Raw genomic sequence first — 4566 nt, forward strand, 5'->3', positions numbered from 1 at the left:
GGACAATGAACCCGCCGCCCACGGAGAAGAACGTCGCCGCGTGGAGCACGTTCCCGTCGGCGTCCGAGACCGTGAAGGTCATGCCGTTGGTGTGCCGCGGCAGCACGGTCAGCGGCCGCAGGACCATGTCCTTAACCCCGTAGGGCAGGGCGACGGACCCGGCCAGCCGCAGGGTCCCGGTCTCCGCGATCGACGCCAGCCGCTCCTCGACCTCATCGGGCAGGATCAGCTCCGGATGGTAGCCCTCCAGCCCCAGCAGGATCGCCGTCATGGTTCCGTGCCCGTGCCCCGTCGCCGCGAGCGACCCGTACAGGTCCACCCGCAACGACGCCACCCGCTCCAGCTTGCCGGACGCCTTCAGCTCCTCGGCAAACACCGCGGCAGCCCGCATGGGACCCACCGTGTGGGAACTGGATGGGCCTATTCCGATAGAGAAGAGGTCGAAGACGCCAACAGCCATGGTCGGTTCCTAACTGATGCTGTGATCCAGCAGATGGTCCTGCCGGTAGGCTGCAGAGCCGCGGTTGACGGCCCTGCAGCCGGGAGACTCGACGCGGTCGGCGGCTTGTGGCAGCCGCCCGCCGTCGCGCTCTTTTAATCCACGCTACGCGGTTTTTGCCGCGGCGAGGTCCTGTACCGACGGGTAAAGCGGGTGGGCTTCGGCGAGTGCCTCGACACGGTGACGCAGGCCCGAGAGGTCCGCGCCGGCGTCGGCAATCAGGGCCTCCGCGATGATGTCCGCGACCTCGGCGAAAGCGGCTTCGCCGAAGCCACGCGTCGCGAGGGCCGGGGTGCCGATCCGCAGTCCTGAGGTGACCATCGGCGGACGCGGATCGAACGGCACGGCGTTGCGGTTGACGGTGATGTCGATTTCCGCGAGGCGGTCCTCGGCCTGCTGGCCGTCGAGTTCGCAGTTGCGCAGGTCCACCAAGACCAGGTGCACGTCGGTTCCGCCGGACACCACGGAGATGCGCTTGGCTGTGACATCCGGCTGGACCAACCGGTCGGCCAGGATCCGGGCACCGGCGAGGACGCGTTCCTGGCGTTCCTTGAACTCCGGGGACGCGGCGATCTTGAACGCCACGGCCTTGCCGGCGATCACGTGCTCCAGCGGACCGCCCTGCTGGCCGGGAAATACTGCCGAATTGATCTTCTTGGCGACGTCGGCGTCGTTGGTCAGGATGATGCCGCCCCGCGGACCGGCTAGGGTCTTGTGCGTCGTCGACGTCGTGACGTGCGCGTGCGGGACCGGTGACGGGTGCAGCCCGGCGGCAACCAGGCCGGCGAAGTGCGCCATGTCCACCATCAGGTAGGCACCCACGGAGTCAGCGATCCGGCGGAACTCGGCGAAGTCCAGCTGCCGGGCGTAGGCGGACCAGCCGGCGACGATCAGCTGCGGCTTGTGTTCCTGGGCCAGGCGCTCCACCTCGGCCATGTCGATCCGGTGGTCCTCTTCGCGGACCTGGTACGGGATCACGTTGTACAGGCGCCCGGAGAAGTTGATCCGCATGCCGTGGGTCAGGTGCCCGCCGTGCGCCAGGTTCAGGCCCATGATGGTATCGCCCGGCTTGATCAGGGCGTGCATCACCGACGCGTTGGCCTGCGCGCCGGAGTGCGGCTGCACGTTCGCGTACTCGGCCCCGAACAGGGCCTTGACGCGGTCAATCGCGAGCTGCTCGATCACGTCCACGTGCTCGCAGCCGCCGTAGTAGCGCTTGCCGGGGTAGCCCTCGGCGTACTTGTTGGTCAGCACCGACCCCTGTGCCTGCATCACGGCCGCGGCGGTGTGGTTCTCCGACGCGATCATCTCCAGGCCCGAACGCTGGCGGCCGAGTTCATCGTCGATCTTCGCCGCGATCTCCGGGTCCAGCTCCGCGAGGTCCGCATTCAGGCTCGGGGATACGACCTGCTCGAAAGCTACTGTCTCGGTGCCTGCGGCACCAGCGGCGCTCACAGCTCGCCGCCGTTCTTGGCGGCGTATTCCTCGGCCGACAGCAGCGGGCCCTCGGAATCAGCTGCCACCTTGAACAGCCAGCCGGCGCCGTACGGATCATTGTTGATCAGGGCGGGGTCCTCGATGACCACCGGGTTGATCTCCGTAACCTCACCCGTCACCGGGGAGTACAGGTCCGAGACCGACTTGGTGGACTCCACCTCACCGCAGGTCTCCCCGGCGGTCACAGCCGAACCGACCTCGGGCAGGTCCACGTAGACAATGTCGCCGAGGGCGTCGGTGGCCACGGCGGAAATACCAATGGACACAACGTTCCCGTCCTCGCGGGAGACCCACTCGTGTTCGTCGGAGTACTGCAGTTCAGCGGCAACTTTTGCCATTGTGTTCCTTAATCTCGTTACTACTGTGGACGGTTTAGGAGGCGGATGACCGAATTCCTCCGCGTCGATTCCTGGGCCTCAAGGGTTCTACAAGCTCGACCCCCAATGATCGAGCCTGCAAGGGCAAGGCCCCGGCCTGGTTTCGACAGGCTCAACCAGCGGTTAGCGGGCGTCTACGCGACCGAGCACGCGGAGGATGTCAGCCCCGACGGGCCGACGTTGGCCGGCCAGCGTCGAAACCAGCGGTTGGGCTACTTGGAGCGCTTGTAGAAAGGCAGTGCGACGACTTCGAACGGCTCCGCCTTGCCGCGCAGGTCGATGTCCAGTGCCGTGCCGGGTTCGGCGTAGGCGACGTCGACGTAGGCCATGGCAACCGGGTAGCCGAGGGTCGGGCTGGGCTGGCCGGACGTCACTTCGCCAACGACGTTGCCGTCCCTGAGCACCGGGTAGTGCCCGCGGCCGGCGCGCCGGCCCAGGCCCTTGAGGCCCACGAGCTTGCGGCCCGAGGTGGAACCGGCGCCGGCTTCCTTCTTGGCTGCCAGCGCGGCCTTGCCCACGAAATCGCCTTCCTTGGACAGCGCAACGACGGGGCCCAGGCCGGCGGCGAACGGGTCGCCCTCGAGGGAGAGTTCGTTGCCGTACAGCGGCATGCCGGCCTCAAGGCGGAGCGAGTCGCGGGACGCTAGCCCGGACGGCGTCAGCTCCCCCTCGTCCGCAACGGCGACGATCGACTGCCAGAGGGCGGCGGCGGCGTCGTTCTCCACGAAAATCTCGAAGCCGTCCTCGCCGGTGTACCCCGTGCGGGCCAGGAGCAGGTTCCGGCTGGCGCCTCCCACAAGGAAGGACACTTCGACGGCGGCGTAGTACTTGAGTCCGGTCACCAGCTCGTGCTGGGCTGCCGGGACGAGGCGCAGGAGGATCTCCTCGGCCTTGGGACCCTGCACGGCGATCAGTGATGTGGCGTCGGAAACGTCGTCGACGGCAATCTCGAACCCGCCCTCCCGGGCAGAACCAGCCCGCTGGGCCAGTGCCTCGGCCACGACTTTGGCGTTGCCTGCATTGGGCACAACCAGGAACCGGTGGTGGCCCTCGTCGTCTGCCGGCCTGCGGTACACGATGAGGTCGTCGATGATGCCGCCGGCCTCGTTGCAGATCAGGGAGTACTTGGCCTTGCCGACGGCCATCGCGGAGATCTTGCCGGCCAGGGCGTAGTCCAGGAACTCGGCGGCGTCCGGGCCGGTGACCCAGACTTCGCCCATGTGGGAGAGGTCGAAGATGCCGGCCGAGTTGCGGACGGCGTGGTGCTCGGCCAGTTCGGAGCCGTACTTCAGCGGCATCTGCCAGCCGCCGAAGTCGGTGAACGAGGCGCCCAGCTTCTTGTGCTCCTCGTAAAGGGCAGTGTAGTTCTCAGTCATTGAGGAATCCTTTGTGTGCGGATTGAGCCTGGGCGGCCCGGGGTTTCGCTCCCCAGCCGTTCCCTAACCTCGCAAGCTCGGTCAGGGAACCCCGGCGGTCGTGGGCCCAAGCTCCACCACCGGGGCGCCGACAGGCTCAATCACCGGACGAATCTAGTTCTCGAAGGCTTCAATCGGCGGGCAGGAGCAGACCAGGTTGCGGTCGCCGGCTGCGCCGTCGATGCGGCCCACCGGCGGGAAGTACTTGTCCTGCTTGAGCGTGTGAACGGGGAAGACGGCCTGCTCACGCGGGTAGGCGCGGTCCCAGTCCGAGCTGATCGCAGCGGCCGCAGTGTGCGGTGCATTGCGCAGCGGGCTGTTTTCCACGGTGAAGTCGCCGCTGGCAACCTGGTCGATCTCGCCGCGAATGGCGATCATGGCCTTGATGAACCGGTCGATCTCGCCCAGGTCCTCGGACTCGGTGGGTTCGACCATCAGGGTGCCGGCCACCGGGAACGCCAGGGTGGGGGCGTGGAAGCCGTAGTCGATCAGGCGCTTGGCCACGTCCTCGGCGGTGACGCCGGTCCGGGCCGTGAGTTCGCGGAGGTCCAGGATGCACTCGTGTGCCACGAGGCCGCCTTCGCCCGTGTAGAGCACGGGGAAGAAGTCGTTGAGGCTGGCGGCAACGTAGTTCGCGGCGAGCAGCGCGGACTTGGTGGCCTCGGTCAGGCCGGCCCCGCCCATCAGCTTCACGTAGGCCCAGGAAATGGGCAGCACGCCAGCGGAGCCGAAGCGCGAGGCGGAGATCGGAACGTCGTTGCCTTCGGTCCAGGTGGCA

The 4566-nt window shown here is 67.4% G+C and carries 4 protein-coding genes and 1 pseudogene; all 5 read right to left on the reverse strand.

Features of this window, described 5'->3' with window-relative positions:
• On the reverse strand, window positions 1-460 hold a 460-nt coding region (locus ARGLB_RS00015), incomplete at its 3' end, for a serine dehydratase beta chain (protein ID WP_003797440.1).
• A gap of 144 nt (window positions 461-604) precedes the next feature.
• A complete protein-coding gene (gene glyA, locus ARGLB_RS00020; protein ID WP_003797443.1) occupies window positions 605-1954 on the reverse strand; it encodes a serine hydroxymethyltransferase in 1350 nt (449 codons plus the stop codon).
• Complete coding sequence (gene gcvH / locus ARGLB_RS00025; RefSeq protein WP_003797444.1) at window positions 1951-2334, reverse strand: glycine cleavage system protein GcvH; 384 nt, start codon at window positions 2332-2334, stop codon at window positions 1951-1953. The genes glyA and gcvH overlap by 4 nt, the downstream gene beginning before the upstream one ends.
• A 251-nt stretch (window positions 2335-2585) precedes the next feature.
• Window positions 2586-3749 (reverse strand): glycine cleavage system aminomethyltransferase GcvT, encoded by a 1164-nt coding sequence (gcvT, locus tag ARGLB_RS00035; protein WP_003797446.1) that lies wholly within the window; start codon window positions 3747-3749, stop codon window positions 2586-2588.
• A 153-nt stretch (window positions 3750-3902) separates the two neighbouring features.
• A pseudogene (locus ARGLB_RS00040) lies at window positions 3903-4566 on the reverse strand (glycine dehydrogenase (aminomethyl-transferring)); the annotation flags it as partial.

This window comes from Arthrobacter globiformis NBRC 12137 (assembly GCF_000238915.1).
In the GTDB taxonomy this organism is placed as follows: domain Bacteria; phylum Actinomycetota; class Actinomycetes; order Actinomycetales; family Micrococcaceae; genus Arthrobacter; species Arthrobacter globiformis.